Genomic DNA, 26627 nt, shown 5'->3' with positions numbered 1-26627 from the left:
AGGGACCGGAATGACCGAGCAGCTCCTGCAACAGATCCTGAACTGGATCACGCTCGGCTCGATCTATGCCCTGATCGCGGTCGGCTTCAGCCTGCTCTTCGGGGTGCTGAACATCATTCATTTCTCCCATGGCGACGTGGCGCTGACGGCGCCCTTCCTGGCGCTGGCGCTGGTGCAGACCTTCGCGACCGCGATCGGGGCCGCGGCCTCGCCCGGCCTCATGCTGCTGGCGGTCGCCCTCGCAATCGCGCTCACCGGGCTGCTCGGCGTCCTGCTCGATTTGCTCGTCATCCAGCGTTTCCGCAATGCGCCTGCGATGATGGCGTTGGTCGCGACGGTTGCGCTCGGCATCGTGCTGCGCGAGCTGATCCGCCATCTTTTCCCCAACGGCTCCAACCCGCATGCGGTGCCGCGCCTCGTCCAGGGCAGCGTCGACCTGCTCGGGGTGACGGTCCCGGCCTTCAACCTCGTCGCGATCGCGGTCTCCGGGCTTTGCGTTTCCGGGCTTTTCTACCTGCTCGGCAGCACGCGGCTCGGCCTGCATATCAAGGCCGTCTCGCAGGACCGCGACGCCGCTCGCCTGCTCTCGATCGCGCCGGGTCGGATCTTCCGGATCACCTTCTTCATCGCTTCGGCGGTCGGCGCCATCGGCGGCCTGTTCTTCGCAGGCTATGCCGGCATCGTGCGGTTCGACTTCAGCGTGGATGTCGGCCTCATCGGCTTCTCGGCCGCGGTCGTCGGCGGGCTGGGCTCGATGCCCGGTGCCATCATCGGCAGCCTGGTGATCGCCGGGCTCGACACGCTGGTGCAGGCGGTGGTGCCGAACGGCGCGGCCTATCGCCTCGTCTTCGTCTTCCTGCTGGTGATCGGCGTGCTGGTGTTCCGGCCGGCCGGCCTCTTCGGCCGCACCGTCGTCGAGAAGGTCTGAGCCGATGACGGACGTGACAATTCCCGCCCGCGCGACGCTCGGCACCGCCGGCGGCCTCGCTTTGGTCGCTCTGACGGAGATCGCCGGCGCCGCCTTCCTGCGCCAATTCCTGCTGGTCGACGACTGGCGCGCGGTGGTCGCTCTGCTCGCCCTGTTCGCCGGCGCGCTGTTCGCGATGCAGCGCCTGCCGGTGATCGAGGCCAATATCGAACAGGCCTTCGGCGCCAACCGGCGTTTCGCGATGCTGTTCGGCACGGCGATCGTGCTCGCCTTTCCCTTCGTGCTGCAGAACAGCAGCTATGCGCTGCACCTCCTGATCATCGCCCAGCTCTACGCGGTGCTGGCGCTGGCGCTGAACTTCCAGCTCGGCAGCGCCAACATCCCGAACTTCGCCACTGGCGCCTCCTACGGCATCGGCGCCTATGCCTCGGCGCTGCTTGCCCTGAACTGGGACGTCAGCTTCTGGCTCGCCTTGCCGGCCTCGGCGGTGGTCGCGACCATCTTCGGCTTTCTGCTCGGCATCCCCTCGATGCGCACGCGCGACAGCTATCTGGCGCTGGTCACGATCGCCTTCGGCGTGGTCGTCCACCAGCTCCTCAACAATCTGGAATTCACCGGCGGTCCCAACGGGCTGGTCGGCATCCCGGCGCCGGAGCTCTTCGGCCACTCCTTTGCCTCGCCGCTGGTGATCTTCGGGCATTCGCTGCCGTCGCAGGCGAATTTCTACTATCTCTCGGCGCTGCTCGTCGGCGTCTCGATCCTGTTCGCCGGGCGCCTGCACCATTCGCGGATCGGCCTGGCCTGGAACGCGCTCAGGGCCGACGAACTTGCGGCCCGCTGCCAGGGCATCAACGCGACCTGGTACAAGGTGCTGGCCTTCGCGGTCGATGCGTTCCTCGCCGGCTTCGCGGGCACGATCTACGCCTTCTATGTCGGATTCATCTCACCCGACAACTTCACCTTCCTGGTCTCCGTGACGATCATGACGATGGTCATCGCCGGTGGGATGGACAACACGCTCGGCGTGATCGTCGGCGCGTTTCTGCTGACGTTGCTGCCCGAGAAGCTGCGCGCCTTCTCGGACTACCGCATCCTGTTCTTCGGCATCACCGTGATCGCCTTCCTGATGATCCGCCCGCAGGGAATCTTCCCGCAGCGCCTGCGCCGCTACGGAGGCTGACAATGAACGCGCCAGTCATTCCAGAAAGCCGGGCCCTGCTCGAGGGCAAGGATCTGACCATGCGCTTCGGCGGCCTGGTCGCCATGGCCGAGGTCGACTTCTCGCTGCGCAAGGGCGAGGTGCTGGGCATCATCGGCCCGAACGGGGCCGGCAAGTCGACCCTGCTCAACATCATCACCGGGCTGTACGTTCCGTCCTCAGGCGAGGTCAGGCTGGAGGGCGAGCTGCTCAACGGGCAGCCGGCCCATCGCATCGTCGCCAAGGGCATCGCGCGGACCTTCCAGTCGAGCCGGCTCTTCGCCGACCTCTCGGTGCTCGACAACGTCATCATCGGCCGCCACACCCATATGAAGACCGGGATCTTCGAGGCCATCTTCAACCGCCGAAAGGCCGAGGCCGAGCTCGACGCGGCGGCGGAACTGGCCGAGCGCCTGCTCAAGGCGGTCTCCCGCGAGCTCCACGCCCAGCGCCACCGGCCGGCTGGGGAACTGCCGCAGGCCGACCGCAGGCGTCTCGAGATCGCGCGCGCGTTGGCCAGCGAGCCCAAGGTGCTGCTGCTCGACGAGCCATCCTCGGGCATGGACGATTCCGACACCGACGCGCTGATGGACGATATCCGCTCGGTCTGCGCCGAGCGGCCGGAGCTCGCCCTCATGATCATCGAGCACGACATGCGCCTGATCGCGTCGCTGCCGCAGCGGGTGCTCGTCCTCGATTACGGGCAGAAGCTCGCCGAGGGCACCTATGAGGAGGTCCGCCTGATCCCGCGCGTGCAGGAAGCCTATCTCGGCCGGAAGGGAGCGCAGCATGCTCAGGCTTGAGAACGTCGACACCAATTACGGCGTCGTGGCGATGCTGCGGGACGTCTCGCTCAATGTCGAGCCGGGCGAGCTGGTCTGCATCCTCGGGCCCAACGGGGCGGGCAAGACCACGATCTTCCGGGCCATCTCGGCGCTGCTGCCGCTGGCGCGCGGGCGCATTGCGATCATGGGACAGGATCTCAAGGGCTCGCGCACGGAAGCGCTCAGCGCGCTCGGCGTCGGCTTCGTGCCGGAGGGGCGGCGCCTGTTCGGCGACATTTCCGTCCGTGACAACATCCGCCTCGGCTATGAGGCGCAGGGGCACCAGGCCGGCTTCGAGGAGCGGCTGGAGGAGATGCTGGAGTTGTTCCCGCGGGTGCGGGAGCGCATCCGGCAGCGCGCCGGCACGCTCTCGGGCGGCGAGCAGGCAATGGTGGCGCTGGCGCGCGCGCTCGTCGGCAAGCCGAAATTCGTGATCATGGACGAGCCCTCGCTGGGCTTGTCGCCGAAGCTGATCGACGAATATTTCGACACGGTCGCGGCGGTGAACCGCGGCGGCACGACCGTGCTGCTGATCGAGCAGAACGCCGAGATGGCGCTCTCCATCGCCCATCGCGGCATCCTGCTCACCAAGGGGCGGGTCGTGGCGGCGGGCAGCGCCGCCGAGCTGCTCGGCAGCGACGCCGTCCGGCATCTCTATCTTTGAACCGGACGGGGTGGTCATGGACACGCTGGCGATCCTCGACAGGCTGGTGGGTTTCGCCACGGTCAGTCGCGATCCGAACCGGCCGCTGATCGATTTCGTGCGCGGCTTCCTCGCCGGGCACGGCATCGAGAGCGAGATCGTCGAGGCCGAGGACGGGCGCAAGGCCAATCTCTTCGCCACCATCGGCCCGAAGGATCGGCCGGGCGTCATGCTGTCGGGCCACACCGACGTCGTGCCGGTCGACGGCCAGGGCTGGAGCCACGACCCGTTCCGGCTGCGGGTTGCGGACGGGTGCGCCTATGGGCGCGGCGCGGCCGACATGAAGGGCTTCGTCGCCTCGGCGCTGGCGCTCGCCGCGCGCGCTGCGACGCGGAAGCTCGAGACCCCGCTCCATCTCGCCTTCAGCCATGACGAGGAGATCGGCTGCGTCGGCGTGCGCTCGCTGATCGACCGGCTGGCGGCACGGCCGCTGCGGCCACGGCTCGCGATCATCGGCGAGCCCACTTCGATGGCGATCGCGACCGGGCATAAGGGCAAGCTCGCGGCACGGGCGACTTGCTGCGGCGTCACCGGGCACTCCGCCCTGGCGCCCAACGCCCTGAACGCGATCCATCTCGCCTGCGACTTCGTCGGCGCGCTGCGCGGGTTGCAAGGCGAGATCGAGCGGGACGGCCCGCGCGACCGAGATTACGACATCCCCTACACGACGCTGCATGCCGGGCGCATCGAGGGCGGGACCGCGCTCAACATCGTGCCGGAGCGCTGCACGGTCGATTTCGAGATCCGCAACGTCGCCGAGGACGATCCCGAGGCGATCCTGACCCGGCTGATGGACGAGGCGGCCACCCTCGTCGCTGCGCAGCGGGCGCGCTTTCCGCAGGCCGATATCGGCTTCGAGCGGCTGAACGACTATCCCGGGCTGGCGACGCCGGCATCCTCCGAGGCGGTCGCCTTCTTGCGCGGGATCCTGGACGAGAGCGTGCTGCGCAAGGTCGCTTTCGGTACGGAAGGGGGGCTGTTCTCGCAGCGTCTCGGTATTCCCGTGCTGGTCTGTGGGCCGGGTTCGATGGAGCAGGGGCACAAGGCCGACGAGTTCATCGCGCTCGATCAGCTCGCCGCCTGCGACCGGATGATGGACCGGCTGCTCGGGCGGATCGCGGCCTGAGGTGCTCCGCTTTGCGGGCCAGCTTCTCCCGTGCTTTATGCTGTCGCGATGCGGTTCTCCCTGCGCCAACTCGAATATTTCATCGCGGCCGGCGAGACGGGCAGCATCACCGTCGCCTCCGAGATGATCCATATCTCGCAGCCCTCGATCTCGACCGCGATCTCGCATCTGGAGCGGGAGCTGAACGCGCAGCTCTTCATCCGCCATCACGCCCAGGGCCTGTCGCTGACACCGGTCGGCCGCGCGCTGTTGAGCGAGGCGAAGCGGGTCGTGGCCCAGGCCGAGAGCCTCTACACCGTCGCCTCGGAAACGACCGGGACCGTGCGGGGCACGCTCTCTCTGGGCTGCATGGTGACGCTGGCGCCGATGCTGGTGCCGGAGCTGAGCAACAGTTTCGTCGCCGCCTTCCCCGAGACCACGATCCGCTATGTCGAGGGCAATCAGGAGGATCTGCTGAGGGGGTTGCGTCGCTCCGAGGTCGACGTGGCGCTGACCTATGATCTGCAATTGCCCGACGACATCGCGTTTGCGCCGCTGGTCAGCCTGCCGCCCCATATCATCGTGGCGGATACGCATCCGCTGGCGCGCCAGAGCGCTGTCACCCTCGCGGAGCTCGCGGACCAGCCGCTCGTGCTGCTCGACCTCCCGCTGAGCCGCGAATATTTCCTCGCCTTGTTCATGACGGCCGACGTGGTGCCGACGATCGTGGCGCGTTCGGCCCATCCCGATCTGGTGCGGGCCCTGGTCGCCAATGGCGTCGGCTATTCGCTGTTCAACGTCCGGCCGCGCTCGGATCAGTCGCTCGACGGGCGCAGGCTGGTCTCGGTCCGGCTCGCCGGCCAGCACCGCCCGATGACCATCGGCGTCGCGACGCTGGCGGCGCTCGCCAAGTCCAAGCTGATCGAGGCTTTCCAGGCGCATTGCGAAGCGTGCATCTCGCGCGCCTACATCCCCGGCATGATCGCGCCGGTGATGACCGACCGGCCGCGTATCGAGCCTTGACCTAACTGAAGCCAGCAGGCGATGGCTGGGCGCTCATTCGTCTCCGGGAACGCCGTAGGAGGGCGCCTGCCGCGGATCGAGCGCGCGCTGGATATAGGCGTCGAGTTGCGGTTTGTAGACCTCCCAGGCCGTCGCCACCGCCTCGATCGGGCAATCTTCCGTCCAGTCGCAGCGCAGATCGGCGACCGGCCAGCTGACCTTGTCGACGATCTTCATCCCCGCCGAATGGACCGGGCCGGCCTCGCCACCGGCGGCAAGGCCCGCCCGCATCGCGGCGATCAGCCTGTCGCCGAGATGGCCGGTGGAGGCGAGGAAACCGTCGACGATCGCCTGCGGCACGCCGTCATTGGCGAGAAGGTTGCCGCCGGAAGCGACGTCACGGGCCTGCGCCTGTGTCCAGATGCCCAGCGAGTTCGGGCCGGAGTGGATCGCCGTCTCGCCGTCGCGGTCGACCGCCAGCACCTGCCGGTACTCGATGAATTTCCCGCGCCTGCGGACTTCGGCGATGGCGTCCGTGGCGCGCATGCCGCCTTCCATCAGGTCGAGCGCCAGCGGGCCCAGCGTCGGGTCGGTGACGTTCTGCGAGGCCACGGCCCCGACACCGGCGCGCGCATAGGCGCAGCGCGCCGCGACCGCCGGCGAGGAGGAGGAGATCGCGACCCCGAACATGCCGGTGCGGGCGCAGCGGGCGACCAGCGAGAAGGTCATGCGATCACTCCGGGATCACGGCGGTGCCGTCGATCTCGACGAGCCATTCCGGCCGGGCGAGCGCCTGCACCACGAGCCCGGTCGAGACCGGATGCACGCCTTTGATGTACTCGCCCATGGTGCGGTAGACCGCCTCGCGATGGCGGACATCGGTGATGTAGACCACGACCTTGACCAGATGCTCCATCGAGCCGCCGGCCTCCTCGATCAGCTGCCTGATGTTCTGCATGACCTTATGGGTCTGTTCGACCGGGTCGTGGCTGTCGATGTTCTTGGCATCGTCGAGGTTCTGCGGGCACTGGCCGCGCAGCCAGACGATCTTGCCGCCCTGGGTGACGACCGCCTGGGCGAGGTCGTTGTCGAGCTTCTGCTCGGGATAGGTGTCCCTGGTGTTGAACTTGCGGATGCGGGTATGCGCCATGTCGGCCTCCGTCGGAACTCTGGGTTTCGTTGGTCGTAGCGGTCAGGCCGGTTCGAACGCGCGCTGGGCGGCCTCATGATAGGCCATGTATTGCCTCTGGATCACGATCTGGTCGGCGACGTATTTCGCATCGTGCCAGACCCCCCAGATGAAGCTGGAGCCGCGCCGCGACTGCCAGGGCAGGCCGAGGAAGTAGATGCCGGGCTCGGAGGAGACGCCGCGCTGGTGCCTGGGCTTGCCGCTCTCGTCGAACGCGTCGACCTGCATCCAGCCATAATCGGCGAGGAAGCCCGTCGCCCAGATGATCGTGCCGATGCCGGCGTCCGCGAGATCGAGCGACAGGATCGGCCGGGCGATGCAGTCGGCATCCGGAACCCTGACGCGCGCCTGCGGCTCCTCGGGAAGATCGAGGCCGTTGCGGGCGACATAGGCGTCTGCCTCGTCGAGCAGAGCGTCGTGGTTCTCGTCGCCCGCCCGCAGGTTCTCGACGAGATCGGGAGCGAAGCGGATGACGCCGTCCGCACAGGATTCCGTGCGTCCGACCAGGATCATGCCCTGCGCGGCGAGGCGGCGGAAGTCGATGGTGTGGCCGCCCTGCGCGCCGCTGACGGCGATGGTGACATGTTCCTTGCCGGGTTCGCGCGCCGCGGCGTCCCATTTGCCGAGCACGCCCAGCCACCAGCAGAAATCCCGGCCGCGATAGGCCCGCGGCGGCCGGTCATGCGGGCCGACCGAGAGATAGACGCGCCGCCCCGCCTGCATCAGCTCTTCGGCGATCTGCGCGCCGGAGGAGCCGGAGCCCACGACCAGAACGGCGCCTGCCGGCAACTGGGCGGGATTGCGATAGCCGGTGGAGTGCATCTGCAGGATGTCGGTCTCCGCCGGCACCACGGCAGGGATCACCGGCGTCTGGAAGGGGCCGGTCGCGGCGACGACGCGCTCGGCCTCGATCACGCCGTCCGACGTCTCGACGCGGAAGCCGGAACGGCCGGCATTGCGTTCGACCTTCAGAACCTCGACGCCGCAGCGGATCGGCGCCGCGATCTTCTTCGCATAGGCGACGAAATAATCGGCGACCGTTTCCTTGCCGGGGAAGTCGTCCGGGCCGACGCCGCCTTCGACATCGGCGAAGGTCATGCCCGGGAAGCGATCATGCCAGGCGGGTCCGTTGGCGACGAGGGAATCCCAACGCTCCGAACGCCAGCGCTCGGCGATACGCTGCCGCTCCAGGACGAGATGGGGCACGCCGCATTGGCCCAGATGCTCGCTCATGGCGAGCCCCGCCTGGCCGGCGCCGATGACGAGCGTATCGACCTTCTCAACTGACATTATCCGCCCTTGCCGATCTCGAAAGCTTCCGCGCGAGGAGGCGCGCTACGGCATTGGTCTAGAGGGCGGCCCGAGCCTGGAAAAATACGAAATCTTGCGGCAGTGCTTAGGAAGCGCTGAAACGGTCGGATCGCCAGGGCGCGGTGAAGCGCTCAGGGAAGAAGGATGGCTCGGCCTGCGCTCATGTGCGCTTCACGGAGAGGAGACGAAACCGCCCTGCGCGACCTGATCGCGACAGTGACGGTTCATTCGGCCGAGGCCGGGAAGGATCCAGAGATCTCGATTGAAAGGCCACCTGACGAAGCTCGTCGGCGGCGCCCACTTCCCGACAAAACGGTCGGGGGGGCCGATGGTAGCGGGAGAGGGACTTGAACCCCCGACACGCGGATTATGATTCCGCTGCTCTAACCAGCTGAGCTACCCCGCCACATGTTCCGGCCGTCGCCGTCGGCGACCCGTCACAGGGGCGCGGTATAGGGGGCGGGGGCGGCCCTCGTCAAGCCTCGTCCGGGATTATCCCGCGAGAGCCGGATCAGGCCGGGAGCGAGGCGCGCTTGCGCAGCCGCACGACCTTGAAATAGCCGCGGCCGATATGGACCGTGTCGTAGCGCCCGGTCCGCGCCGCCCAGTCCGTCAGGCGGCTGACCTTGAAGTCGCTGCTCCAGCCGATCGCCCGCGCCAGCGGCGCCACGGCCGCCCAGAAGGGCGCGAGCGCGCCGCCATCGTCGACGAGGCGGCTCGAGATGACGATCTCGCCACCCGGCTTCAGCACACGGTCCATCTCGGCCAGCGCCTGCTCGGGGTCAGGGACGAGCGTGATCACGAATTGCGCCGTCACCGCGTCGAAGCGCTCCGCCTCGAAGCCCAGCCGGCAGGCATCCATCACGGTCAGGCCGCGAACATGGGCAAGGCCGCCGGAAGCGACCTTGCGGTTCGCGACCTTCAGCATGTCGAGCGAGAGATCGGCCCCGACGACGCGGGATTCCGGCGTGAAATAGGGCAGGGTCAGCCCGGTGCCGACGCCGATCTCGAGAATCTCGGGCCCGCAGGCGCAAGCCGCCGCCACGGCCTCGCGCTGCGGCCGGGACAGCATGCGCTGATAGATCTTGTCGTAGAACTTGGCCCAGGTGGCATAGGCGCGCTTCTGGGTTTCGAGGTGATCTGTCACCGGCATCGACGATTCCGAACAGGCAAGGTGAGCGACGCGACCGCTGCGTCAGGACAAGGCGAGCGCCGCCGCGGAGGGCGAGGCGGGCATGGCGAGCGGCCGGCGCAGGATCGTGCCGCCGCCGAGCACCTGCGCTCCGGGGCCGGCATCGGTATAGATGACGCAGGCCTGGCCGGGCGAGACGCCTTCCTCATCGGTGGCGAGCTCGATGCGCAGCCCCTCGTCGTCGCGGAAGAGCCGCGCCTCGCGCGGCGCACGCGTCGAGCGGACGCGCACGGCAACGTCGAGCCCTTCCGGCGGAAGCGCGTCGAGCGCCATGCCGCCGAGCCAGTTGAGATCACGCAGGCGGACCTCGCGCACGCTCAGCGCCTCGCGCGGACCGACGATGACGCGGGCGCCATCGGCATCGAGCCGCAGAACGTAAAGCGGCTCGGCGGCGCTGAGCCGCAAGCCCTTGCGCTGGCCGACGGTGTAGTGGAGCACGCCGTCATGCTGGCCGAGCACGCGCCCGTCGAGATGGACGATCTCGCCGGGGCGGGCGGCGCCGGGCTTCAGCCGCTCGATCACATCGGCGTAGCGGCCGTTCGGGACGAAGCAGATGTCCTGGCTGTCGGGCTTGTCGGCGATGGCGAGCCCGAGCTCGGCGGCGAGCGCGCGGGTCTGCGCCTTGTCGATGCCGCCCAGCGGGAAGCGCAGCAGGTCAAGCTGCTCCTGCGTCGTGGCATAGAGGAAATAGCTCTGGTCGCGATTCATGTCGGCGGCGCGGAACAGGCCGCGATGGCCATCGCCGAGATCGCGGCTGACGACGTAATGGCCGGTCGCCAGCGCATCGGCGCCGAGTTCCTTCGCCAGATCGAGCAGGTCGCGGAACTTCACGGTCCGGTTGCACTCGACGCAGGGGATCGGCGTCTCGCCGGCGAGATAGCTCTCGGCGAAGCGCTCGATCACCGCGTCGCGGAAGCGGCTCTCGTAATCCAGCACATAGTGCGGGATGCCGATGGTCTCGGCGACGCGGCGGGCATCATGGATATCCTGGCCGGCGCAGCAGGCGCCCGCCCGATGGACGGCCGCGCCGTGATCGTAAAGCTGCAGCGTGACGCCGACCACGTCATAGCCCTCACGCTTCAGCAACGCGGCCACGACCGAGGAATCCACGCCGCCCGACATCGCCGCGACCACGCGCGTGGCCGAGGGCGGCTTGGCGATATCGAGGGAGTTGAGGGCCGTGGTCATTCGGGATCGAGGTTCAGGAGCGCGTTTCGCGCGGTTGCGGTTCTATATCGGCTTTGGCCGCCTGCGGCCAGCGCGATCGGCAAATCCTGCCGGCCCGATGAAGGGCAAAGGCGGATTCTGCCGCCGGAAACGCAGGACGTGACGGGCTAAGCCATTGAAATATAGGCGGCTGCCTCTGGCGCGCAACTTGCTGACCGCAAGCGGGTGCCCTTTGCCCGCGTTGCGGAACCGTTCATGCCTGTCGAAACCGTGTTCAACACCTCGCCCGCCAAGGAGACGCCGGCGCCGCGCCGCCGTCCTGCCGAGGCCGGCGCTGCCGGAAGCGGCGAGGGCTTCTCCCTGCCGGAGACAGCCGACGCTTCGTCGCGCTCGCCGGAGCCGAAGAAGGGTGCGGCTGTCGACGGCACGCGGGCTGCAACTCAACCGCAGGACGCGAAGGCCGCGGCGGAGGTGACGGCCGGCAAGCCCGGCAAGGCCCAGGAATCTGCCGACGCGGCGACACCGACGCGCTCTCCGCCCGTCCAGCCGGATTCCTTCATCGGCACGCTGGCCGAGCTCCTTGCCGCCGCGCAGGGGCAGGGCGCCTCGCCCGAGGGCGAGATCGAGGGCAAGGCCACCGGAACGGCGGAAGCCGGAGAAAAGGGCGGCAAGAAGGCCGGCGAGAACAAGGACGAGAAAGCCGAAGGCGCGGAGGCGGCATCTGCGGACAAGGACGCCAGCGACAAGGTTTCCGGCGAAGCGGCGACTGCGCTGGTGGATCAAAAGCCTGTCCCGCAGCCGGTCGCGGCAGTCCTGTCGCTGTCCTTGCCCGCAGCGACGGCTGGCGGCGAGAAGCCGGACGAGGCCGCGGCTGCGAAAGGCGGAGCCGTGCCGGTCGGAGCGGGGCCCGTCACGAAGGCCCAGCTCCAGGCCGAGCGCGCCCTTGCGGCTCAGGCCGGCAGTGCCGATGCGTCGGCGGGCAAGCCGGCTTTCGGCGCCGCGCTGACCGGAGCCACGCCTGCGACGCCCGGCGAAACTTCGCAGCATGCCGGGCAGGCCCACAAGCCCGCCGATGCGGCTGCTGGCGGTGCGAAGGCGGATGCCGCGCAAGGGCTTCCTGCCCAGGGCGCTGCCGTCGTCGCCGGCGAAGCCAAGCCGGCCGAAGCCGTGCAGCAGGCGCTGGCACCGATCGACCTTACCGCGCTGGTCCAGCAGGCGGTGGGGGGGACCGGGACGGTCCACTCCCTGTCGCCGCTCGACCAGGCTGCTGCCACGCCGAACCCCGCCCTGCCGTCCGGAGCAGGTCAGGCCGCGCTCCCGGCGACGCCCCTGCATGTCGTGCCGATCGAGATCGGCCTGCGCGCGCTTTCGGGCGCCCGGCAATTCGATATCCGGCTCGATCCCGACGAACTCGGGCGCGTCGACGTCAATCTCTCCATTTCCGACAAGGGCGAGGTCAGCGCCCGGCTCGTCGTCGACCGCGTCGAGACCCTGCATCTGCTGCAGCGCGATGCGCGCACGCTGGAGCGGGCCTTCGAGCAGGCGGGGCTCAAGCCCTCCGATAGCGGCATCGATATCAGCCTGCGCGATCCGTCCGACCAATCCGCCTTCCGGCAGCATCGCCAGCAGGAGGAGGCGCCGCAGCGTTCGCGCCAGCCTTCCCTTGCCGAGGCCGGCGACGATGCCGTTCTTCCCACGACACCCTTGCCGCAGCGCCGCCTCGTGCGGCTCGGCGGCGTCGATCTCAGCATCTGAGCGAGGACAGACAACATGGCCGTTTCAGGTGTGGATGGGTCTTCGGGCTCTTCGAATACGTCGAGCAGCTCCTCGAGCAGCAGTTCGATCGCGGGCAATTTCGACCAGTTCCTGCTGCTGCTGACGACGCAGCTCAAGAACCAGTCGCCGCTCGACCCGATGGACACCAACCAGTTCACCGCACAGCTCGTGCAGTTCGCCGGCGTCGAGCAGCAGCTCAAGACCAACGATACGCTGGGCTCGCTGCTGAGCCTCAGCGCGGCCGGCACGGCGACGAATGCGGTCAGCTTCGTCGGCTCCAACATCACGGCGGACGGAGCGACCGCTCTCCTGAAGGACGGCAACGCGTCCTGGAAGGTCAATTCCTCGGCTGCCGGCCAGGCCACGATCACGATCAAGGATTCGAACGGCAGCGTCGTGCAGACGATGACCCGCAGCCTCGCGGCCGGCGACCAGAGCCTGGGCTGGGACGGGACGACCTCGATCGGCACGAAGGCGCCGGACGGCGCCTATACCGTCAGCATCCAGGGCACGAGCGTTGCGGGGCAAAGCCTGACGGTGAAGACGCAGATCAGCGGCGTGGTCGACGGCGTCGATTTCACCACCTCGATTCCAAGCCTCAAGATCGGCTCCATCAGCGTGCCGCTCGACAAGGTGAAGAGCGTCACCCGGTCCGAGTGAGGTGGCGCGAATCAGACGCGGACATCCCGCGCGATCGTTTTAGGTAAATCTTAAAACCGGAAGGTTAGGCTCGCCTTCAGTAGCTCTGTTGAGTTGTGTGAGTGTACCATGACCGAGCCATTGCGACCGCGGGTTAAATACGTGATCGGACCGGACGGAAGTCCGCTGACGATCGCGGATCTCCCGCCGATGAATACAAGGCGCTGGGTCATCCGGCGCAAGGCGGAGGTGGTCGCGGCGGTTCGCGGCGGCCTGCTCAGCCTCGAGGAAGCCTGCCAGCGTTACACTCTGACGGTCGATGAGTTCCTGAGCTGGCAGATGTCGATCGACCAGCATGGGCTCGCCGGTCTGCGCACGACCCGCATCCAGCACTACCGCCAGTAAGCCGGCGGCATCCTCCCCCGTTTTTCAGGGCGTCGGTCTCCGGACCGGCGCCTTTTTCGTCTGCGCCGGCCCCGGCTCGTCAAATGATTAATGGGATGGGGGCAAAAATTAACCGCCCGCTAACCATGCGCTGGGAAAAACTTGCCTAGTGGGCGGCGCAACTCGCGCAGCCCCCGCGGCTTTGTGGAACGGATGGCGGCGTGAGCGGGCTTATCGAGCAGTTTGCGAAATTCGGTGCGGCGCGTCTGGCGGCGATGCTGGCCGTCACGCTCGTGCTCGTCGGCTTCTTCGGCTTCGTCATGCTCAAGATGTCGCAGCCGGCGATGAGCGTGCTGTTCTCCGATCTCTCCAGCCAGGACACGAGCGCGATCCTCAAGGATCTCGACGCGCGCGGGATCAAATACGAATTGCGCGGCGACGGGCAGACGGTGCTGGTGCCCAAGGACGACGTGCCGCGCCTGCGGCTCGACCTCGCCGGCAAGGGCATCCCGGCCGGCGGCGGCGTCGGCTACGAGATCTTCGACAAGGGCGACGCCTTCTCCTCCACCAGTTTCGTGCAGAACATCAACCATCTGCGCGCGCTGGAGGGCGAGCTGTCGCGCACCATCCGCTCGATTGGCCGGGTGCAGGCGGCGCGCGTGCATCTCGTCATTCCCGAGCGGCGCCTGTTCGAGCGTGACCGCGAGCCGCCGCGCGCCTCGATTGCGCTCAAGCTCGCCGGCGATCTCGATGCCGCCCAGGTCCGGGCGGTCCGCCATCTCGTCGCCTCCGCCGTGGACGGGCTGAAGCCGGAGCGCGTCTCGATCGTCGATGAGCGCGGACGGCTGCTGGCCGACGGCGCCCGGGACGAGCAGAGCATTCTGGGGCTCGGCCTCGACGAGCGCCAGACCGCGATCGAGAAGCGCATCAAGTCGCAGGTCGAGGATATCGTCGCTGGCGTGGTCGGCTCCGGCCGGGCGCGGGTGCAGGTCTCGGCCACGCTCGATGCGAACCGGGTCGAGAGCCGTTCCGAGAGCTTCGACCCGGAAAGCCGCGTCGTCCGCTCCAGCCAGAACCGCACCGAGGCCTCGGCGACGGCCGAGGGCGGCAACGGCACCGTCACCGTCGGCAACGAACTCCCCGGCGCGCAGCAGACGAACGGCGCGCAGCAGAACCAGCGCGATTCCTCCTCGAAGAACGAGGAGGTGGTGAATTACGAGATCTCGAAGACGACCCGCACGGAGCTGCAGGAAGGCGGGCGCATCAAGAAGCTCTCCGTGGCCGTGCTCGTCGACGGCAACTACAACCGCGGCCAGAACGGCGAGATGGCCTATCAGCCGCGCGGCAACGAGGAGCTCGACCGGATCAGCGAGCTGGTGCGCACCGCCGTCGGCTTCGACCAGAATCGCGGCGACAAGGTCGAGGTCGTCAATCTGCGCTTCGCCGAGGCGCCGCAGGTTCCGGGCGACCTGACCGAGCCGACGCTGATGCAGCAGCTCCTGTCGTTCAGCCGCGAGGACCTCGTCCGCTTCGCCGAACTCGGCGTCATCTCGCTGCTCACGCTGATCGTTCTGATGACCGTCGTGCGTCCCCTGCTGAAGCAGGTGCTTGCGTCCGACAACAGCGTTGGCGTGCGGCCGATCCCGAGCTTCATGCGCAACGGGACGCTGGTCGGGCCGGATGGCGAGCCCACCGGTGATCCGGCGGTGCCCGGCCGTGCCGTGGCCACGGTCGGCCCGAATGGCGAGCTCGTTTCGTCCGAGGTCGAGATGCCCTCGGAGCGCATGCTCGCCATCGCCCAGGTCAAGGGCCAGCTCAAGGCGCAGTCGGTCGAGAAGATCGGCGCGCTCGTCTCCCAGAACCCGGCCGATTCGGTCGCGGTGCTGCGGAGCTGGATCCATGAGAGAGCACCGGCATGACGGGCCGCTGAACCATGGCAGACACACGCTCCCTCGCGACACGCAGCACCGGCCTTCCCGACGCCATCGAGGGCGGCGGCTTTGGCATGATGACGATCGCCCAGATGACCGGGCCGCAGCGCGCCGCCGTGATCCTGCTCGTTCTCGGCGAGGAGCACGGCAAGACGATCTGGCAGGAATTCGACGACGACGAGATCCGCATCATCACCCGCGCCATGGCCGAGCTCGGCACCGTCGATGCCGACGAGGTCGAGCGGCTGATGCTGGACTTCGTCGGCAAGCTCTCCAGCGCCGGCGCCGTCACCGGCTCCTTCGACCGCACCATCTCGCTGCTCGAGAAGATCCTGCCGAGCGATCAGGTCGCCCTGATCATGGAGGAGATCCGCGGGCCGGCCGGCCGCAACATGTGGCAGAAGCTCGGCAATATCGATGCCGTGGTGCTCGCGAACTTCCTCAAGAACGAATACCCGCAGACCATCGCGGTGATCCTGTCCAAGATCCGGCCGGAGCATGCCGCCAACGTGCTGCGCAACCTGCCCGGCGATCTCTCGATCGAGGTGGTCGGCCGGATGCTGCGGCTCGAATCCGTGCAGAAGGAAGCGCTCGACCATATCGAGAACACGCTGCGCACCGAATTCGTCTCGACCTTGACCCAGACGCGCCGGCGCGACCCGCACGAGATGATGGCCGAGATCTTCAACGGCTTCGACCGGCAGACGGAAATCCGCTTCCTGTCCGCGCTCGACGCCTCCAACCAGGAAGCGGCCGAGCGCATCCGCGCCCTGATGTTCACCTTCGAGGATCTGGCCAAGCTCGACCCCGCCGGGTTGCAGACGCTGATGCGGCAGGTCGACAAGGACGTCCTGGCGCGCGCGCTCAAGGGCGCCAGCCAGCCGATGCGCGACTTCTTCTTCGGCGCCATGTCCCAGCGCGCCGCCAAGAACATGCAGGACGACATGGAAGGGCTGGGTCCCTTGCGCCTCAAGGAGGTCGACGAGGCCCAGACCAAGCTGGTGACGTTGACCAAGGACCTCGCCGACAAGGGCGAGATCGTGCTGTCGAAGGGCAATGCCGAAGACGAGTTGGTGTACTGAGATGGCAAAGGCGACCGCGACGAAATTCATGTTCGGGACCGACTTCCGCGAGGGCAGCCGCAAGGCCGCCAGCGAGGCCGATCTCGGCGCGGCCCGGGCCGAGGGGTTCCACGCCGGCCTGGAGCAGGGCCGCAACGAGGCCGAGGGGCAGCTCAGCGGATTTGCGGGGCAGCTCGCGCGCTCGGCCGAGCGGCTCTTCGCGCTGGAGGCGGCGCGCATGGCCACCATCGAGGAGCAGGCGGCGCAGGTCGCTCTCGCTGCGGCGAAGGCGCTCGCCGGAGCGGCCCTGGCCGAGAAGCCGATGGCGGCGCTGGAGCAGGCCGTGCGCGAATGCATCGTCCATGCGCGGCAGGCGCCGCATCTCGTCCTGCGCGTCCCGGAGGCGTCGGTCGAGGCGGCGGAGGAGCTCGTCAAGCGGATGACGCGGGAGCACGGCTTCGCCGGGCGCCTGATCGTGCTGGGCGAAGCCGATATCCGCCCCGGCGACGGGCGGATCGAATGGGCCGAAGGCGGCTTCGTGATGGATGGCGAACAGCTCTCGGCGCTGATCGAGCAGGCGGTCGCCAGTGTTTTCCCCGGTGGCAGCCGTCCCGGGCAGTGAAGGTTTGAGCCATGAGCCAGCAGAACGATCTCAATCTGCCGCCCCTCAACCAGGCTGATCTGTCGTTCGATCAGAACGATACCTCGGTTGCGCGTTCGGGCCCGGTGCCGGTCAAGACGGCGGAGGATCTGGAACAGGTCTTCGACGTGCCGGTCACGGTTTCGGCCGTGCTCGGCTCCTCGAAGGTGGCGGTCGGCGATCTCCTCCAGATCGTGCCCGGCACCGTGCTGGAGCTCGACCGGCGGGTCGGCGAGGCGATCGACATCTTCGTCAACGAGCGCCTGGTGGCGCGCGGCGAGGTCGTCGTCGTGGAGGAGCGGCTCGGCGTGACCATGACCGAAATCATCAAGGCGGACCGGTGAACGTGCGGCCGCCTTCACGAACAGCAAGCAAAAGGACCTGAGCCATGCGCCTCATCATTGCCGGCGGTCTCAAGGGACAGATCATCGCCGCGGCCAAGATCGCGATGTCGCACGGTGCGGCTGTGACCCATACCGAAGGGCTCGACCAGACGCTCGCGGTGCTGCGCGCCAAGGGCGCCGATCTGCTGATGATCGACGTGGTGCAGCCGATCGCGGCCTATGTGGCGGCGCTGGAAGCGGAGCGCATCCGTACGCCCATCATCGCCTGCGGCACCTCGACCGATGCCCGCGCGGCGGTCGCCGCGATCCAGGCCGGCGCGCGCGAATACGTGCCGCTGCCGCCGGATCCGGAGCTGATCGCGGCCGTGCTGGAGGCCGTGGCGGCCGATCAGACCAGCCTGATCTGGCGCGACCCGGCGATGGAGCGCGTCGTCCAGCTCGCCTCGCAGATCGCGCGCTCGGAGGCGCCCGTGCTCGTCACCGGCGAGAGCGGCACCGGCAAGGAGGTGATCGCGCGCCATCTGCACCAGAAATCGGCCCGCAAGGACAGGCCCTTCGTCGCGGTGAACTGCGCAGCGATTCCGGACAATCTGCTTGAATCCGAACTGTTCGGCCATGAGAAGGGCGCCTTCACCGGTGCCATCGCCCGCCGCGTCGGCAAGTTCGAGGAGGCCAATGGCGGCACGCTCTTGCTCGACGAGATCTCGGAGATGGATGTCCGTCTGCAGGCGAAGCTGCTGCGCGCCCTGCAGGAGCGGATGATCGACCGCGTCGGCGGCGCCCAGCCGGTCAAGGTCGATATCCGCATCATCGCGACCTCGAACCGCAATCTGGGGGATGCGGTGCGCGAAGGCTCTTTCCGCGAGGACCTGTTCTACCGGCTCAATGTCGTGCATCTGCGCCTGCCGGCGCTGCGCGAGCGGCCGGGCGACATCCTGGCGCTCGCCGAGCATTTCGGAAAGAAATACGCCGAGGTGAACGGCTTGCCGGCCCGGCCGATCGCGACTGACGCGCGCAAGCTGCTGCTGGCCAATGCCTGGCGGGGCAATGTTCGCGAGCTGGAAAACACCATGCATCGCGCGGTGCTGCTGGCGAGCGGGCCGGAGATCACGGCCTCGGCTGTCCTCACGCCCGAAGGCGAGGCGCTCGGGCCTGCCGCCACGGTTTCGCGGGATGCCGCGGGCCGGGCCGCGCAGACGGCGGAGGCGATGACGCGTTCCCTGGTCGGCCACACCGTCGCCGATGTCGAGCGGGAGCTCATCCTCGACACGCTCGACCATTGCCTGGGCAACCGGACGCATGCAGCCAAGATCCTCGGGATCTCGATCCGCACGCTGCGCAACAAGCTCGGCGAATACACCGCCTCCGGCATCCCCGTAGCGGAGCCGGGTCAGACCCGCATCAGCGCGGCCTGACCCGGAGAGCGGTTCCTACCAGCGCCGGCGATAATAGTAGCGCGGGCGGGCATAATAGCGCGGCCGGTAGTAGTAGCGCGGCCGATAATAGGGCCGCCGGTAGTAGCGATAGCGCGGTCGGCGGTAGTAGTAGTACTGGCTGAATTCGGCGTCGGTCTTGTCCAGCGCCTCCTTCGTCTCCGCCGGGACGGCTTCGGCGTCCTTGAGCGGCGCGCCTTCCGGCGGCAATATCCGAGCCGGCTGCGCGGCTTCGGCGGCGGCGATCCCGCCAAGGCCGGCGGCGGCAAAGCCCCCGACCAATGTCATCAGGAATGAGCGTCTGTCCACGACGGCCTCCAGACTGTCTTCACCACATCTCCCCCTGCATTCATAAGGGCGGAATGCAGGTGGGGAGTAATGCATTTAAAGGATGATTTGTTCCCTCTGACGTCTTTTCGGCCCGCATGGTTATTGCCTGCGCGGAACCTCAATCCACTGCGTTAAGAGGCCGCGCGACGCTTTCGAGCGGTTGGCGCTCGGCCCGCACCGCGAAGCGCGCCGCGATGACGGCCGCGGCGAGCATCAGCGCCGCGCCGAGCAGATAGCCGCCGAAGACGCTGCCGCGCGAGCCGGTGTCGATCAGGATGCCGAAGAGCCAGGGGCCGGCGATGCCGCCCGCGCCGGTGCCGATCGCGTAGAACACGGCGATGGCGAGCGCCCGCATCTCGACCGGGAAGGTCTCGGACACCGTGAGATAGGCCGAGCTCGCCGCTGCCGAGGCGAAGAAGAAGACGACGCTCCAGCACAGGGTGAGATGGGAGGCTGTGAGCCAGTTGCGCCAGAACAGATAGCCGGTGCCGGTCAGGAGCAGGCCTGAGAGCGCATAGGTCGCGGCGATCATGAAGCGCCGGCCCCGGGTGTCGAAGAAGCGTCCGATCAGCAGGGGACCGAGGAAATTGCCAGCCGCGAAGGGCAGGATGAACCAGCCGACCGCCTGCGACGGCACATGATAGAAATCGGTTAGGATCAGCGCGTAGGTGAAGAAGATCGCGTTGTAGAAGAAGGCCTGCGAGACCATCAGCGCGAGGCCGACCAGCGCCCTGTCGCGATGCAGGACGAAGAGTGCGCGGAAGACCTCGCGCAACGGCGTCGCGGCGCGCGGGCGCAGCCGGGTCGGCGGCAGGACTTCTCCGGCGGGCGGGATGAAGCCGGAGCGGCGCTCGATATCGGCCACGATCGCGGCGGCGCGCTCATGGTGGCCGTGGCTGATCAGCCAGCGCGGGCTTTCGGGAATCCATTGCCTGAGGATCAGGATGACGAGGCCGAGGGCGGCGCCGATGAAGAAGGCGAGCCGCCAGCCATGCTCGGGCTCGATATGGGCGGGGTCGAGCAGCACGATGGCGCCGAGCGCGCCCAGCGCGGCGCCGACCCAGAAGGAGCCGTTGATGACGAGATCGGTCCAGCCACGGACGCGGGCGGGGATCAGTTCCTGAATCGTCGAATTGATCGCCGTGTATTCGCCGCCGATGCCCATCCCCGTGAGGAAGCGGAAGGCGAGGAAGCTCCACAGGTTCCAGGAGAACGCGGTGGCTGCCGTGGCCGTGAGATAGACCAGGACCGTGATGGTGAAGAGCTTCTTGCGGCCCAGCCGATCGGTGAGCCAGCCGAAGAAGACGGCGCCCAGCACGGCGCCGGCGATATAGGCGGCGCCCGCCATGCCGATCTCGGTATTGGTGAATTTGAGGACCAGGCTTTCCTTCAGCGCCCCCGACACCGCGCCGGCGAGAGTGACCTCGAGCCCGTCGAGAATCCAGGTGATACCGAGCGCGACCACGACGAGGGTGTGGAACCGCGACCAGGGCAGGCGGTCCAGCCGCGCCGGCACGTCGGTTTCGATGACGCCTTCCCGGCTTCTGTCCGGCGCTGTCATGCCGGCGTCCTCCAAACGTTCTGGCGGTGTGCCTCGAAGGGAAGGGGCGGCCCCGATCGGCGCCGCCCCTCAGGCTGTCAGCGGACGTAGTAGACGCGGCCGTGGCGGACCACGCGGCGCGGGCGGCGATGCATCGGCGGATGCCGCCGGTGATGCATGGGCGGAGAGGGGCGGCGGTGATGGCGCGGCCGCCCGTGATAATACTGGGTGAAGGCCGCGTCGGTCTCGTCGAGGCCGGCCTTGAGAGCGGGGTCGATCGCGCCGGCGGCAGGTTCGACAGGCGACGGGGCCGCTTCGACCAGGTTCTTCGCCAGGGCGGCACCGCCGATGCCGGCAACCGCGAGACCGCCGAAAAGGCTCGTCAGAAAGGATCGTCTGTTCAAGATTTCCTCCGATATCGTTGGGATTTGGCAGAGTCTTGCCGCCCGCCGGCGAGTTGGAACGGCGAATGCGGCCACAACGCGGCCTTTCGATAACCATCCGTTCATCGGAAGGTTCCGGCCCGACATTCTTTCGCGTCTTAACAATTCGTTCACCATGAACCCGGCAAGAATTGCCGGGTCGCGCTCCGCTCCGGAGCGCGCGGCGTCCGTACGCGGATGACGACCGGCGAGAGGGCGGGGCGGTCGATGACCGATGTGACGGCAGGTCAGGGAGGCGGCTTCAACCTTCCCGATCGCAACGCGATGGGAAAGCTGTTCAACCGTCCGGACTTGTTCCTGGCGATCGGCGTCATGGGCATCCTGGTGGTGCTCATCTTCCCGATGCCGGCGGTCCTGCTCGACCTGTTGCTGGCGCTGTCGATCATCCTGTCGGTGCTGGTGCTGATGACGGCGCTCTTCATCGAGGAGCCGCTGGAGTTCTCGGCCTTCCCGACGGTGCTGCTCATCGTCACCATGTTCCGGCTGGCGCTGAACCTCGCCTCGACGCGCCTCATTCTCGCCCATGGCCATGAAGGCACCTCTGCGGCGGGGCATGTCATCGAGGCCTTCGCCGGCTTCGTGATGAGCGGCAATTTCGTGATCGGGGTGATCGTCTTCACCATCCTGATCATCGTCAATTTCGTCGTCATCACCAAGGGTTCGGGCCGTATCGCTGAGGTCGCCGCACGGTTCTCGCTCGATGCAATGCCGGGCAAGCAGATGGCGATCGATGCCGACCTCTCCGCCGGGCTGATCGACCAGGAGACGGCGAAGCTGCGGCGCCGCGCGCTCGAAGACGAATCCTCCTTCTTCGGCTCGATGGACGGCGCCTCGAAATTCGTGCGCGGCGATGCCATCGCCGGCCTGCTCATTACCTTCATCAACGTGCTCGGCGGCATCATCATCGGCGTGGCGCAGCAGGGACTGAGCTTCGGCCAGGCGGCGCACAACTACACCCAGCTCACGGTGGGTGACGGGCTGGTCAGCCAGATCCCGGCGCTGATCGTCTCGACCGCCGCCGGCCTGCTCGTCTCGAAGGCGGGCGTGCGCGGCGCGGCCGACAAGGCGCTCGGCAAGCAGCTCTCGGGCTATCCGAAGGCGCTCGGCATGTCGGCGGCTGTGATGCTGCTGATCGCGGTCCTGCCCGGCATCCCGATGCTGCCCTTCCTGCTGCTGGCGGGCGGCGCCGCTTTTCTGGCCCGCCATTTCGGCCGCGCCGCCAAGCAGCGCGCCGATGAGACGGCGCAGGCGGAGGCGGCGCAGGCCAGCGGGGCGGTGATGCCCGACGGCACGCCGCGCGAGGAGACGCTGAACGACCTCCTCAAGATGGACGAGCTCAAGATCGAGATCGGCTATGCGCTGCTGCCGCTGGTCAACGCGCCGGGCGGGCAGGACCGCCTGACCGATCAGGTCCGGGCGCTGCGGCGCCAGCTCGCAGCGGAGCTCGGCTTCGTCATGCCGGCGGTCAGGATCGTCGACAACGTCCAGCTCGAGGCGAACCACTACTACATCAAGATCAAGGAGATCGATGCCGGCCATGGCATCGTCTATGCCGGCCAGTACATGGCGATGGACCCGATGGGCGGCACGGTGAACCTGCCCGGCCACAATGTGCTGGAGCCGACCTTCGGCCTGCCGGCGACCTGGATCGACTCGGCGCTGCAGGATGAGGCGCAACTGCGCGGCTATACCGTCGTCGACGCCGCGACGGTGATCTCGACGCATCTCACCGAGGTGCTGAAGTCGAACATGCCGGAGCTGCTCTCGCATGCCGAGGTGCAGAAGCTGCTGCGTGAATTGCCGAAGGACCATGCCGATCTCATCAAGGAGATCGTTCCGAACCAGATCTCGACCACGGGTATCCAGCGCGTGCTGCAATTGCTGCTGGCCGAGCGCATCTCGATCCGCGATCTCGGCACCATCATCGAGGGCATCGCGGAGGTCGCGGGCGGGATCAAGAACCCGCGCGACATCGCCGAGCATGTCCGGGCCCGGCTCGCCCGCCAGATCTGCGCGCAGTTCTCCGACGGCAACGGCGTGCTGCCGATCATCACGCTGTCGCCGGCCTGGGAGAGCGTCTTTGCCGAATCGATCATCGGCCAGGGCGAGGATCGCCATCTCGCCATGCAACCCTCGCGGCTGCAGGAATTCGTCCGCCATGTCCGCGACAAGTTCGAGGACGCAGCGCGGATCGGCGAAATGCCGGCGCTCGTCACCTCCGGCATGGCGCGGCCCTTCGCCCGGCAGATCATCGAGCGCTTCCGGCGCGAGACGCCCGTGCTGTCGCAGAGCGAGATTCATCCCCGCGCGCGGTTGAAGACGGTCGGCAGCGTCTAGCGCTCCTCCCGACGAGGGCTGGCCTTCCTGTCGGGTTCCGAGCGCAACGCCTCCCGTTTCCACGGCCCCCTAATGCCTGCCGTGCAATGGTCAGCGTCCGGCCGCACCGCTAAGCGACAGTGATGAGCCGGAATGCCGCCCTCTTCGCCGTGATGTGCCTCGTCTGGGGGCTGACCTGGCTGCCGGTGAAGGTCGGTGCCTCGCATGTGCCGCCGGTGTTCCTGGCCGCCGTCCGCTTTTCGCTTGCCGGCGTGCTGATGCTGCTCTGGGCCGGGCGCGACCTGCCGAAAGTGCCTGCTGGAGCCTGGCCGCGATTGATCGTCACGGCGCTGCTGCTCAACACCGCGAATTACAGCCTGCTGTTCTGGGGCACCGCCCATGCGCCGACCGGGCTCGCGGCCATCGTCAATTTCGCGACGATCCCGATCTTCACCCTGCTGGCGAGCCGCGCGATCGAGGGCGAGCGCATCGACGCGCGCAAGCTCGCCGCGATCGGGCTCGGCACGGTGGGGCTCGGCTTCCTCTTCGCGACGCGGGCGCTGGGCGGGCTTTCGGCGGTGCATGGCGATCCGCTGGAGGCGGTTGGGCTCGCCGCGGTCGCCTTCGGCACCCTGTTCTACTGCACGGGCGCGGTGCTCTCGCGGCCGATCGCGGGCACGATGCCGACGCTGACGCTGGCCGGCTGGCAGACGCTGATCGGCGGCATCGGACTGTCGGCTGTGTCCGCCCTGGTCGAGCCGGTCGGCCGTGCCGATTTCGCTGCGCTGGTGCGTTCGCCCGTGCTGCCTGCCATCGTCTTCCTCATCATCGGCGGCTCGCTGATGGGCTTCACCATCTATATGCGGCTGCTGAGGGATTGGGGCGCTTTCCGCGCCGGGCTCTACGCCTTCATCAGCCCGGCGATTGCCGTCGGCGTCGGCGTCGTCGTCCTGAGCGAGCCCTTCGGCGTCTCCGAGGCCGTCGGCGCGCTGCTGATGTTCGGTGCGGCGGCGATCGCGCTGAAGCGCCCGGAACGGGCGCGCTGACCCGTCAGGGCGGCGGCGCGATGCGGGTGCTGCGCTTGAGCTGCGCACGCTCGAAGGCGACCACGATCGGCAGCGAGATCACCAGCGGCAGGATGAGATAGAACAGCCGCCAGATCAGCAGGGCGGCGAAGACGGCAGGTGCCGGCACGCCGGGCATCACCGCGAGGAAGACCGCCTCCATCACGCCGACGCCGCCGGGAACCTGACTCAGCAGGCCGGCGGAGAAGGAGAGCAGGAAGGCGCCGAGCACGACCATGAAGCCCGGATTGCCCTGGTCCGGCAGGGCGAAATAGATGATGCCGGCGGCGCCGGCGAGCTCGAGCGGAGCGGCGAGATATTGTCTCGCGACGATGCGCAGCCGCGGATAGATGACCTCGAACTTGCCGATCTTCACCGGCCTGAACTTGAGCCAGGAGCCGATGGTGTAGAGCGCGACGAAGACGAGCATGCCGACGCCGATCAGGCGCGCCGTGCCGTCGCCGATGGCGAACCATTTCGACAGCCGCGTCAGCGGCCGCAGGATCTCCGGCTCGTAGACCAGCACGATTCCCAACAGCAGCAGCGTGCCGAAGGCGAAGGTGAAGGAGCAGAGCGCGATCAGGATCGCGACATCCGCCGCCGTCAGCCCCTTCGCCGTATAGGCACGGTAGCGCACCATGCCGCCCGAGAAGACCGAGGCGCCGATATTGTGCGAGAGCGCATAGGTCACGAAGGAGCAGAGCGAGATGTAGAGCCAGGAGATGCCCTTCTCCTTGCGCAGATGCATCAGGGCGATGCGGTCGTACCAGGCGAGCGCCGCATAGGCGACGAGGGTGGCGAGCGCGGCGTGGAAGAAGGCGTTAGGCGGGATCACCGCGATCTTGTGGCCGATGCGGTGGGCGATGATCTTGATGCTCTGCCAGAGATTGGCGTTCTGGAGCAGAGCCTCGATGGCCGCGTCCGTGCCGGCCTCGGCCTTGAGCTTGTCCCAAAGCAGCTCGACGGACCAGACGACCGCGACGAGCCCGATGATCGGCCAGAGATAATCGAGATAGCGTTTCATGAAGGCCGCGACGGGAGGGACTTCGAAAGGGCTTGGCAAGCAGGCCCGCGTCGTCACCGCAGCGGCGCGAACCTTCACGTCCTCTTGCCAGCGAGGAGGGCCGAGGGCAAGCGGCGTTGCCGCCGCCTGCCGGATTGATAGCGGCTACTTGCCGTTTTTCCTGAGCCATTCACGCATCTCGCCGACCTCCTTCTCCTGGTCGCGGATGACGTTCTCGGCGAGCTTGCGGATCTCGGGATCCTTGCCATGGGCGAGGACGACCCGCGCCATGGCGATGGCGCCCTGGTGATGCGGGATCATGCCGCGCACGAAATCGGCATCGGCATCGCCGGAATAGGAGATGTCCATGTCCTTGTGCATTTTCGCGTTGGCTTCCTTGAAGGCCTTGGTCGCGGCGCTGTCCGTGCTCGCGCTGTCCATCTTCATGGTGCCGCCGCCATGGCCCTGGTGCTGGGCCGTGGCCTGCTCGACAAAGCCGGGGCCGGCGAAGGCGGCTGCGAGTGCGAGCGCCGCGAGGGACGATTTGAAGCGATTCATTGTTCGGATTCCTGTGAGAACGAATGACGGCTCGCACCGGCAACGGTGTCTGAAGCCGCCTGAAAACGGGAAAAGGATTCAGCTTCGCGCGAGCCCGCTTCGGGGCGGCGGCTTGGCCGGCTCGGTCGAGATGCCGGCGCGCGTCTCGGCCAAAGCGAGGCCGGGCCGCGACCAGAGGATCGTCCGCGAGGGCAGGGCGATCACGGGGGCTTCCGCGATCAGGCCGCAGCCGATGATGCAGCAGATCGGCGGCGCGCCGGCGGGATGCCCCTTCGCGGAAGGCGAAGGCTGGTGGCAGGGTGCAACTTCGGTGGCGGTCAAGGCGCTCGCGGCGGGTGTTCCGAGCGGGTTCGCCCGATGCTGGCCCGAGGATGTCACGGGCATGCGCATCAGCGAAGCGGCGAGCGTGACATGGGGGACCACGGCGAGGCACATCACCAGGAGCGCGAACAGCAGCCGCAGCCGCTGCCCGTTCCCGTACCGCCGATCCGGCGGCGATATGCTCCTGCCATGCGTCATCGCACCATGATCTTTCGGCCGGGATCG

At 67.8% G+C, this 26627-nt stretch carries 27 protein-coding genes and 1 tRNA gene; 16 read left to right on the top strand and 12 right to left on the bottom strand.

Translation table 11 applies throughout. The features are described 5' to 3' along the window. Positions 1–10 precede the first annotated feature (10 nt). The 6 genes from AB6806_RS08575 to AB6806_RS08550 are packed head-to-tail and all read left to right on the top strand — an operon-like array spanning position 11 to position 5781. On the top strand, positions 11–928 hold the full coding sequence (locus tag AB6806_RS08575) for a branched-chain amino acid ABC transporter permease (protein ID WP_370954429.1): 918 nt from the start codon (positions 11–13) through the stop codon (positions 926–928). 4 nt (positions 929–932) lie between these two features. Beyond that, positions 933–2108: a branched-chain amino acid ABC transporter permease gene (locus AB6806_RS08570; protein ID WP_370954428.1), complete on the top strand. Its 1176-nt coding sequence runs from the start codon at positions 933–935 to the stop codon at positions 2106–2108. Positions 2109–2110: 2 nt separating this feature from the next. Then, positions 2111–2929: an ABC transporter ATP-binding protein gene (locus tag AB6806_RS08565; protein WP_142021621.1), complete on the top strand. Its 819-nt coding sequence runs from the start codon at positions 2111–2113 to the stop codon at positions 2927–2929. Next, entirely contained in the window at positions 2916–3614 is a 699-nt protein-coding gene (locus AB6806_RS08560; protein WP_038359365.1) for an ABC transporter ATP-binding protein, read from the top strand. The genes AB6806_RS08565 and AB6806_RS08560 overlap by 14 nt, the downstream gene beginning before the upstream one ends. Positions 3615–3630: 16 nt before the next feature. Beyond that, positions 3631–4779, top strand: a complete 1149-nt coding sequence (gene argE, locus AB6806_RS08555) for an acetylornithine deacetylase (RefSeq protein WP_142021622.1) — start codon at positions 3631–3633, stop codon at positions 4777–4779. Between the two features lie 48 nt (positions 4780–4827). Beyond that, a complete protein-coding gene (locus AB6806_RS08550; RefSeq protein ID WP_038360209.1) occupies positions 4828–5781 on the top strand; it encodes a LysR family transcriptional regulator in 954 nt (317 codons plus the stop codon). 33 nt (positions 5782–5814) lie between these two features. On the opposite strand, the gene AB6806_RS08545 is transcribed toward AB6806_RS08550, so the two are convergent. From AB6806_RS08545 to mnmA, 6 genes are all read right to left on the bottom strand, one after another. After that, positions 5815–6489, bottom strand: a complete 675-nt coding sequence (locus tag AB6806_RS08545) for a DUF1028 domain-containing protein (protein ID WP_133562757.1) — start codon at positions 6487–6489, stop codon at positions 5815–5817. Positions 6490–6493: 4 nt separating this feature from the next. After that, positions 6494–6910 carry a RidA family protein gene (locus AB6806_RS08540; protein ID WP_133562759.1) on the bottom strand — a complete coding sequence of 139 codons (417 nt, stop codon included), beginning with the start codon at positions 6908–6910 and terminating at the stop codon, positions 6494–6496. 42 nt (positions 6911–6952) lie between these two features. Further along, positions 6953–8239 carry a flavin-containing monooxygenase gene (locus AB6806_RS08535; RefSeq protein WP_370954427.1) on the bottom strand — a complete coding sequence of 429 codons (1287 nt, stop codon included), beginning with the start codon at positions 8237–8239 and terminating at the stop codon, positions 6953–6955. Positions 8240–8589: 350 nt separating this feature from the next. Next, positions 8590–8666: transfer RNA gene (locus tag AB6806_RS08530), tRNA-Met, on the bottom strand. Positions 8667–8771: 105 nt separating this feature from the next. Then, complete coding sequence (locus AB6806_RS08525; RefSeq protein ID WP_370954426.1) at positions 8772–9413, bottom strand: class I SAM-dependent methyltransferase; 642 nt, start codon at positions 9411–9413, stop codon at positions 8772–8774. 42 nt (positions 9414–9455) lie between these two features. Continuing rightward, positions 9456–10640 (bottom strand): tRNA 2-thiouridine(34) synthase MnmA, encoded by a 1185-nt coding sequence (gene mnmA, locus AB6806_RS08520; protein WP_370954425.1) that lies wholly within the window; start codon positions 10638–10640, stop codon positions 9456–9458. A gap of 234 nt (positions 10641–10874) precedes the next feature. Between mnmA and AB6806_RS08515 the strand changes: the two genes are divergently transcribed. The 8 genes from AB6806_RS08515 (at position 10875) to flbD (ending at position 18809) form a co-directional block, all read left to right on the top strand. Further along, complete coding sequence (locus tag AB6806_RS08515; RefSeq protein WP_370954424.1) at positions 10875–12374, top strand: flagellar hook-length control protein FliK; 1500 nt, start codon at positions 10875–10877, stop codon at positions 12372–12374. 15 nt (positions 12375–12389) lie between these two features. Next, positions 12390–13055, top strand: a complete 666-nt coding sequence (locus tag AB6806_RS08510; RefSeq protein ID WP_112762806.1) for a flagellar hook assembly protein FlgD — start codon at positions 12390–12392, stop codon at positions 13053–13055. Positions 13056–13163: 108 nt separating this feature from the next. After that, positions 13164–13439: a CtrA inhibitor SciP gene (gene sciP, locus AB6806_RS08505; RefSeq protein ID WP_038359348.1), complete on the top strand. Its 276-nt coding sequence runs from the start codon at positions 13164–13166 to the stop codon at positions 13437–13439. A 200-nt stretch (positions 13440–13639) separates the two neighbouring features. Next, positions 13640–15337: a flagellar basal-body MS-ring/collar protein FliF gene (fliF, locus tag AB6806_RS08500; protein WP_142021627.1), complete on the top strand. Its 1698-nt coding sequence runs from the start codon at positions 13640–13642 to the stop codon at positions 15335–15337. Between the two features lie 86 nt (positions 15338–15423). Next, on the top strand, positions 15424–16431 hold the full coding sequence (gene fliG / locus AB6806_RS08495; protein WP_248312718.1) for a flagellar motor switch protein FliG: 1008 nt from the start codon (positions 15424–15426) through the stop codon (positions 16429–16431). 1 nt (position 16432) lies between these two features. Further along, positions 16433–17032 (top strand): FliH/SctL family protein, encoded by a 600-nt coding sequence (locus AB6806_RS08490; protein WP_162737784.1) that lies wholly within the window; start codon positions 16433–16435, stop codon positions 17030–17032. Between the two features lie 11 nt (positions 17033–17043). Further along, positions 17044–17394, top strand: coding sequence for a flagellar motor switch protein FliN (gene fliN / locus AB6806_RS08485; protein WP_038359342.1), 351 nt, complete (start codon positions 17044–17046; stop codon positions 17392–17394). A gap of 44 nt (positions 17395–17438) precedes the next feature. Continuing rightward, positions 17439–18809, top strand: coding sequence for a sigma-54-dependent transcriptional regulator FlbD (gene flbD, locus AB6806_RS08480; RefSeq protein WP_038359340.1), 1371 nt, complete (start codon positions 17439–17441; stop codon positions 18807–18809). 15 nt (positions 18810–18824) lie between these two features. On the opposite strand, the gene AB6806_RS08475 is transcribed toward flbD, so the two are convergent. From AB6806_RS08475 to AB6806_RS08465, 3 genes are all read right to left on the bottom strand, one after another. Beyond that, a complete protein-coding gene (locus AB6806_RS08475) occupies positions 18825–19136 on the bottom strand; it encodes a hypothetical protein (RefSeq protein ID WP_185747929.1) in 312 nt (103 codons plus the stop codon). A gap of 139 nt (positions 19137–19275) precedes the next feature. Next, on the bottom strand, positions 19276–20718 hold the full coding sequence (locus tag AB6806_RS08470; RefSeq protein WP_370954423.1) for an MFS transporter: 1443 nt from the start codon (positions 20716–20718) through the stop codon (positions 19276–19278). 77 nt (positions 20719–20795) lie between these two features. Further along, positions 20796–21101: a hypothetical protein gene (locus AB6806_RS08465; RefSeq protein WP_370954422.1), complete on the bottom strand. Its 306-nt coding sequence runs from the start codon at positions 21099–21101 to the stop codon at positions 20796–20798. A gap of 303 nt (positions 21102–21404) precedes the next feature. Between AB6806_RS08465 and flhA the strand changes: the two genes are divergently transcribed. Beyond that, the gene (gene flhA, locus AB6806_RS08460) at positions 21405–23477 is read left to right on the top strand and encodes a flagellar biosynthesis protein FlhA (protein ID WP_370954651.1); all 2073 of its coding nucleotides are present in this window, start codon (positions 21405–21407) and stop codon (positions 23475–23477) included. A 122-nt stretch (positions 23478–23599) separates the two neighbouring features. Next, on the top strand, positions 23600–24502 hold the full coding sequence (locus AB6806_RS08455) for a DMT family transporter (protein WP_370954421.1): 903 nt from the start codon (positions 23600–23602) through the stop codon (positions 24500–24502). Positions 24503–24506: 4 nt separating this feature from the next. On the opposite strand, the gene AB6806_RS08450 is transcribed toward AB6806_RS08455, so the two are convergent. From AB6806_RS08450 to AB6806_RS08440, 3 genes are all read right to left on the bottom strand, one after another. Continuing rightward, positions 24507–25544, bottom strand: coding sequence for a lysylphosphatidylglycerol synthase transmembrane domain-containing protein (locus tag AB6806_RS08450; protein ID WP_038359327.1), 1038 nt, complete (start codon positions 25542–25544; stop codon positions 24507–24509). Positions 25545–25688: 144 nt separating this feature from the next. Continuing rightward, positions 25689–26081: a CopM family metallochaperone gene (gene copM / locus AB6806_RS08445; RefSeq protein WP_142021632.1), complete on the bottom strand. Its 393-nt coding sequence runs from the start codon at positions 26079–26081 to the stop codon at positions 25689–25691. A 78-nt stretch (positions 26082–26159) separates the two neighbouring features. Next, positions 26160–26600, bottom strand: coding sequence for a hypothetical protein (locus tag AB6806_RS08440; RefSeq protein WP_142021633.1), 441 nt, complete (start codon positions 26598–26600; stop codon positions 26160–26162). Between the last annotated feature and the right edge of the window lie 27 nt (positions 26601–26627).

Origin of the sequence: Allobosea sp. RCC_152_1, assembly GCF_041360765.1 — a bacterium.
GTDB classification, from domain to species: domain Bacteria; phylum Pseudomonadota; class Alphaproteobacteria; order Rhizobiales; family Beijerinckiaceae; genus Allobosea; species Allobosea spartocytisi.
This window is presented reverse-complemented; position numbering and strand designations above follow the sequence as displayed.

Excerpts from the sequence above, each read along its gene's own strand:
- flbD (WP_038359340.1), top strand. The coding sequence starts at position 17,439 with ATGCGCCTCATCATTGCCGGCGGTCTCAAGGGACAGATCATCGCCGCG.
- AB6806_RS08510 (WP_112762806.1), top strand. The coding sequence starts at position 12,390 with ATGGCCGTTTCAGGTGTGGATGGGTCTTCGGGCTCTTCGAATACGTCG.
- copM (WP_142021632.1), bottom strand. The coding sequence starts at position 26,081 with ATGAATCGCTTCAAATCGTCCCTCGCGGCGCTCGCACTCGCAGCCGCC.
- AB6806_RS08525 (WP_370954426.1), bottom strand. The coding sequence starts at position 9,413 with ATGCCGGTGACAGATCACCTCGAAACCCAGAAGCGCGCCTATGCCACC.
- fliG (WP_248312718.1), top strand. The coding sequence starts at position 15,424 with ATGATGACGATCGCCCAGATGACCGGGCCGCAGCGCGCCGCCGTGATC.
- AB6806_RS08440 (WP_142021633.1), bottom strand. The coding sequence starts at position 26,600 with ATGACGCATGGCAGGAGCATATCGCCGCCGGATCGGCGGTACGGGAAC.
- AB6806_RS08515 (WP_370954424.1), top strand. The coding sequence starts at position 10,875 with ATGCCTGTCGAAACCGTGTTCAACACCTCGCCCGCCAAGGAGACGCCG.
- fliN (WP_038359342.1), top strand. The coding sequence starts at position 17,044 with ATGAGCCAGCAGAACGATCTCAATCTGCCGCCCCTCAACCAGGCTGAT.
- AB6806_RS08565 (WP_142021621.1), top strand. The coding sequence starts at position 2,111 with ATGAACGCGCCAGTCATTCCAGAAAGCCGGGCCCTGCTCGAGGGCAAG.
- AB6806_RS08570 (WP_370954428.1), top strand. The coding sequence starts at position 933 with ATGACGGACGTGACAATTCCCGCCCGCGCGACGCTCGGCACCGCCGGC.
- AB6806_RS08450 (WP_038359327.1), bottom strand. The coding sequence starts at position 25,544 with ATGAAACGCTATCTCGATTATCTCTGGCCGATCATCGGGCTCGTCGCG.
- AB6806_RS08470 (WP_370954423.1), bottom strand. The coding sequence starts at position 20,718 with ATGACAGCGCCGGACAGAAGCCGGGAAGGCGTCATCGAAACCGACGTG.
- AB6806_RS08575 (WP_370954429.1), top strand. The coding sequence starts at position 11 with ATGACCGAGCAGCTCCTGCAACAGATCCTGAACTGGATCACGCTCGGC.
- AB6806_RS08560 (WP_038359365.1), top strand. The coding sequence starts at position 2,916 with ATGCTCAGGCTTGAGAACGTCGACACCAATTACGGCGTCGTGGCGATG.
- AB6806_RS08545 (WP_133562757.1), bottom strand. The coding sequence starts at position 6,489 with ATGACCTTCTCGCTGGTCGCCCGCTGCGCCCGCACCGGCATGTTCGGG.
- mnmA (WP_370954425.1), bottom strand. The coding sequence starts at position 10,640 with ATGACCACGGCCCTCAACTCCCTCGATATCGCCAAGCCGCCCTCGGCC.
- AB6806_RS08540 (WP_133562759.1), bottom strand. The coding sequence starts at position 6,910 with ATGGCGCATACCCGCATCCGCAAGTTCAACACCAGGGACACCTATCCC.
- AB6806_RS08550 (WP_038360209.1), top strand. The coding sequence starts at position 4,828 with ATGCGGTTCTCCCTGCGCCAACTCGAATATTTCATCGCGGCCGGCGAG.
- argE (WP_142021622.1), top strand. The coding sequence starts at position 3,631 with ATGGACACGCTGGCGATCCTCGACAGGCTGGTGGGTTTCGCCACGGTC.
- flhA (WP_370954651.1), top strand. The coding sequence starts at position 21,405 with ATGGGAAAGCTGTTCAACCGTCCGGACTTGTTCCTGGCGATCGGCGTC.
- sciP (WP_038359348.1), top strand. The coding sequence starts at position 13,164 with ATGACCGAGCCATTGCGACCGCGGGTTAAATACGTGATCGGACCGGAC.
- AB6806_RS08490 (WP_162737784.1), top strand. The coding sequence starts at position 16,433 with ATGGCAAAGGCGACCGCGACGAAATTCATGTTCGGGACCGACTTCCGC.
- AB6806_RS08535 (WP_370954427.1), bottom strand. The coding sequence starts at position 8,239 with ATGTCAGTTGAGAAGGTCGATACGCTCGTCATCGGCGCCGGCCAGGCG.
- AB6806_RS08455 (WP_370954421.1), top strand. The coding sequence starts at position 23,600 with ATGAGCCGGAATGCCGCCCTCTTCGCCGTGATGTGCCTCGTCTGGGGG.